This window comes from Kitasatospora sp. NPDC056783 (assembly GCF_042789895.1).
GTDB lineage: Bacteria > Actinomycetota > Actinomycetes > Streptomycetales > Streptomycetaceae > Kitasatospora.
Window position 1 is genome coordinate 1 of sequence record NZ_JBHUAF010000542.1, and the last position, 4,318, is coordinate 4,318.

Annotated in this window: 2 protein-coding genes and 1 pseudogene; all 3 read right to left on the reverse strand. The window is 73.1% G+C overall.

From position 1 onward, the window contains the following. A partial coding sequence (locus tag ACFRMQ_RS38715) for an alkaline phosphatase family protein (RefSeq protein WP_380735586.1) occupies positions 1-2,715 on the reverse strand: 2,715 nt, incomplete at its 3' end. 4 nt (positions 2,716-2,719) lie between these two features. Beyond that, a complete protein-coding gene (locus ACFRMQ_RS38720) occupies positions 2,720-4,117 on the reverse strand; it encodes an ABC transporter permease (RefSeq protein ID WP_380735588.1) in 1,398 nt (465 codons plus the stop codon). Continuing rightward, positions 4,114-4,318, reverse strand: a pseudogene (locus ACFRMQ_RS38725) (ABC transporter ATP-binding protein); the annotation flags it as partial. The pseudogene ACFRMQ_RS38725 and the gene ACFRMQ_RS38720, both read right to left, overlap by 4 nt.

A 4,318-nucleotide genomic window follows, 5' to 3' on the forward strand; every position in this document is an offset into this window, starting at 1 on the left:
GGGCACGTCGTTCGGCGCGAGGATCGCGCCCTCGCCCGGGTACGGCGTGGCCCAGTTGTGCGCCTGGTACCAGACCAGGTGCTCCATCTGCGCCGGGTTGGCACGGTCCGGCGCCGCGTTCGGGCCGGTCAGCCGCTGCCGCGACTTCCAGGTGTCCCACTGGGCCGCGACGGCCCGCTCCGCGGCCGGCGGCGCGGTCGTGGCCGGCACCGCCGCCGCCCGCGGGTCCTGCGCGGCCGGCACGTCGAGGCCGCAGGAGGGCGGCGTCTTCAGCCCGTCGGTCAGCGAGGTCCGGTTGGGCACCGCGGTGAACGGCGTGTAGTCCGGCCGGTCGGTGAAGGCCCCGGTCATCGGGCTGGCCGCGCTGTCCTTCTGGTTCATCGGGCGGATCCCGAGGATCTGCTCGATGGTGCGGATCATGGTGATCTGCGAGTAGTAGCGGCTGTCCACGGCCCCGTGCCGAGCCCAGGGACTGATGATCTGGATCGGCGCGCGGTGGCCGTCCACGTGGTCCAGACCGGCCTGGGAGTCGTCCTCGACGACGAAGATCGCCGAGTCCTTCCAGTACTCGCTGTGGGTGATCTCGTCGACGATCCTGCCGGTCGCGAGGTCGTTGTCGGCGACCTGCGCGGCCGGGCTCGCCGGACCGCCGGTGTGGTCGCTGGACAGCCACAGCATGTTGAGGTTCGCCGGGCCGTTCTGCTCGAAGTCCTGCTTCCAGATCTGGTACCGGTACAGGTCCGGTACGTCGGTGTCGAACCGGGGGAAGCCGGGCACCGAGACGCTGTTCAGCGAGGGGATCGGCGAGGAGGACTTCAGGGCGTAGGCGCTGTCCTGCCCGGTCTCGTCCATCGCCTTGGAGTCGCAGTACAGGTTCTGCCAGGTGGCGTCGGCGGGCTTGTCCAGGAACTGGTGGAACTCCCCGAAGTCGCGCACCGTCCTGCCCGCCGCCTGGGCGCCCGTCCACAGGAAGCCGGAGCGCTGGTGGCCCAGGGCGTCGTCCTCGGTGTCGTAGCTGCGCTCGTACTCGCCGGCCGAGGACTCGGTGTACTCCGGGTTGTCGGCCTGCATCAGCCAGTTGTGGCCCTCGGCGGAGTTGGTGCCGATGTCGTAGGTGTTGTCGTACAGCCCGAACTGCTCGGCCAGCGCGTGCTGGTTGGGCGTCACGTTCGCGCCGAACTGGGCCAGCTTCGGGTCGCCGTTGCCCTTGGCGACGTCGCCGAAGACCTGGTCGTAGGTCCGGTTCTCCTTGACGATCAGGAAGACGTGCTTGATCGGCGACGGGTCGCCGATCCGCTTCGGCACCACCTCGGCCTTCGCCTTGTGGCCGTTCGCCGGCTTGACCGCGTTGTTGGTCCAGCCGTTCTGCCGGAACACCTTGTCGGTCTGCGAGCGGATCTCCTTGTCGCTCGGCAGGGTGAACTGGGTCAGGCTGGAGGTGGTGTCGTGGGTCTTGTGCGCGCCGGTGCTGTTGGGCCGCCGGGCGTCGATGCCGCGGGTGTTGGAGACGATCACCTTCGAGCCGACGGTGGCGACCTCGGCCGGGAAGTAGTCCGTGGGCAGCAGGCCGATGTAGCTCACCGGCGTCTGCGCGCCGGTGAACCGGTAGACCGCCACCGCGTTGGCGCGCCCGAGGGTGACCAGCAGGCGGCCGTCCTCGGTGAGCGTCACCGCGGTGGGCTCGTAGCCGACGGAGGCCTCCGGCCACGGCTTGGTGGAGATGGTCTGGACGACGGTGTCGCGCGCGGTGTCGATCACCGACACCTCGTCGGTGCCGGTGTCGGCGACGAACACCACCCCGTTCTTGGCGTACACCGCCGTCGGGTGCAGGCCGACGGGGATGGAGCCGACGGCGGCGGCCGGGTTCGCGAGGTCGATCACGCTGACCGTGCCGGTGGTGGTGGCGGCGGTCACCGGGTCGGCCGGCACCTGGGTGCCGTACGAGTTGATGGTGGTGTCCCCGGCCGTGGCCGTGCGACCGCCCTCGTTGCCGACGTACAGCTTGCCGCCGACCCGCACCACGCCGCGCGGCGCGTTGCCGACCGTCCAGCTCTGCTTGACCGCGCCGCTCGCCGCGTCGATCGCGACCACCCGGTTCTGGCCGTTGACCGCCGCGTACACCGTCGAGCCGTCGGCGGAGAACACCGCGCCCGAGGCCAGCGCGTGCTTGTCCCCGTCGGCCGGGATCCGCACCGCCACCGGGCTCGCCAGCGTGCCGTCGGGCTTGACGGTGAACCGGGTGTAGCCGTCGAGCTGGCCCAGCCACAGCTGCTTGCCGTCCGGCGAGTAGACCGGGGACTCCTGGCCCACCGAGCCGCTCGGGATGCGCAGCTCGTCCGCCTTGTTGCTGCCGACCCGCTGCTGGACCTTGCCGGTCTTCAGGTCCACGACGACCAGCGCCGCGTCGCCGTCGGCGACCGCCGCGGCCAGGTGGGCGCCGTCCGGGCTGACGATGGAGCCCATGATCTTGCCGTTGTCGATGACCTGCCGGCTGCCGTACGGGGCGAGGTACTGGTCGCTGGAGACGACCAGGCCGTCGGCGGTGGTCTGGCCGACCTGGTCGGTGCCGAACTGCTGGGTGCTCGCGAAAGCCGTACCGGTGGCCACGGCCACCGCGGTCACGCAGGCCGTGGCGAGTGCGGCCCGGCGGCCCACCCGGCGGCCGAGGAGGACCACGTGCTCGTTCCGGCTGCGTCGACGACGCGTTACCTGCATGGCGTCAGCCCTTCGTTGGGTCCGTCGTGTCGGTTGGGGAAGCGAGCAGTCCGACCTGACCGTCGAACTGCCACAGCGGGTTGGGCGCGTCCCCGGTCGGGGTGTGCACCAGGAAGTAGCCGTTGACTTCCTTCGGGCCGTCGCCGTCGGCGGTCAGCCGCCCGTCCGAGGCCACGTCGAGCTGGTAGACCGCCGTCCCCGGCGCGTCCGTGCCGGGCAGGTGCCAGGTGACCACGCAGCGCCAGTCGTTGCCCGGCCCCTCCGGATCCACCTGGCCGTCGCCCCGGTGGCACTCCGCGGTGGCCCGCAGCTGCTCCTCCGTCACGGCCGGCCGGTGCAGTTGCCCGGTCTGCAGCCGGTAGAGGTGCGCGAACGCGGTGGCGACCGCCTGCTGCACCTTCTGCTGCGTGATCCCCGAGCCCGTCGAGGGCGTGGCCACCGCGATCGCGCCGGTGGTCAGCGCGAGCAGCCCGGCCAGCGGCGCCACCGCGAAGGCGAGGGTGCGGCGGCCCACGCCGTCCTCGCTGCCGGTGGTGAAGTCCCGCCGGGCGAACAGCAGCCAGGCCGCCGTGGTCGCCACCGCGGCCCAGAGCAGGCTGACCGCGATCGCGATCAGCGGTTCGTCCAGCCGCCGCGGGTCGGCGAACAGCCCGTTCCAGGAGACGAAGGCGTAGCCGGGCAGCGCCAGGCGCAGTGCCACCGGCAGCGGCAGCACCTGGGCGAGCTGCATCGCGACCGCCGCCAGCGCGGGGACCAGCAGGCCCATCGGCGAGCGGCCCAGCAGGACGGAGCCGAGCAGCCCGAGCGAGGCCAGCGCCAGGGTGGGCGCCAGCGCGCAGGCCCAGGCCAGCAGCACGCTCCCGGCCGCGTCGGACGGCTGCAGCAGGTGCCCGTCGACGCCGACCAGCGGCTCGTCGCCGACCGCGGCCAGCCCGCCCACCGTGCCGGAGGCGGCCAGTCCGGCCACCAGCAGCACGATCACGGTGGCGCTGGCCAGCGCCTTCGCGGCGAAGATCCGCCGCGGCGAGCGGACCGTCACCAGCAGGTGGCGCCAGGTCCCGAGCCGGTCCTCGGCGGCGAACACGTCGCCCGCGACCACCGAGGTCAGCAGCGGCAGCGCCCACGAGCCGGCGAAGCCCAGCACCACCAGCGGACCGGCCCAGCCGGTGGCGTGCATCCAGCGGCCGAACAGCGTGTCGGAGGGCAGCGTCCCCTGCTGGGCGACGGCGGCGGTGAACAGCCCCGGGGCGATCCAGCAGGCCAGCGTCAGCAGCCTGATCCGCCACTGCGAGAGCAGCTTGACCAGCTCGAAGCGGTACACCCGGCCCACCGGCACCGGCCGCGCCGCCCCGGGTGCGGCCTCGGCGGCGGCCGCCGTGCGCCCGGCCGTGATCGTGCTCATGTCCCGTCCTCCTGTTGCTCGGTCAGCGCCAGGAACGCGGCCTCCAGCGGTGGCACCACCGGCGCGACCTCGCGCACCCGCACGCCCGCGGCCACCAGCGCGGCCACCAGGTCCTCGACGGCCGGCCCGGACGCGCGCACCACCAGTGCCTCGGCCCCGCGGGCCGCCCCGGCCCCGGCCGGGACCCGCACCCCGGCGACC

Coding starts and splice junctions, on each gene's coding strand:
- ACFRMQ_RS38720 (WP_380735588.1), bottom strand. CDS start 4,117: ATGAGCACGATCACGGCCGGGCGCACGGCGGCCGCCGCCGAGGCCGCA.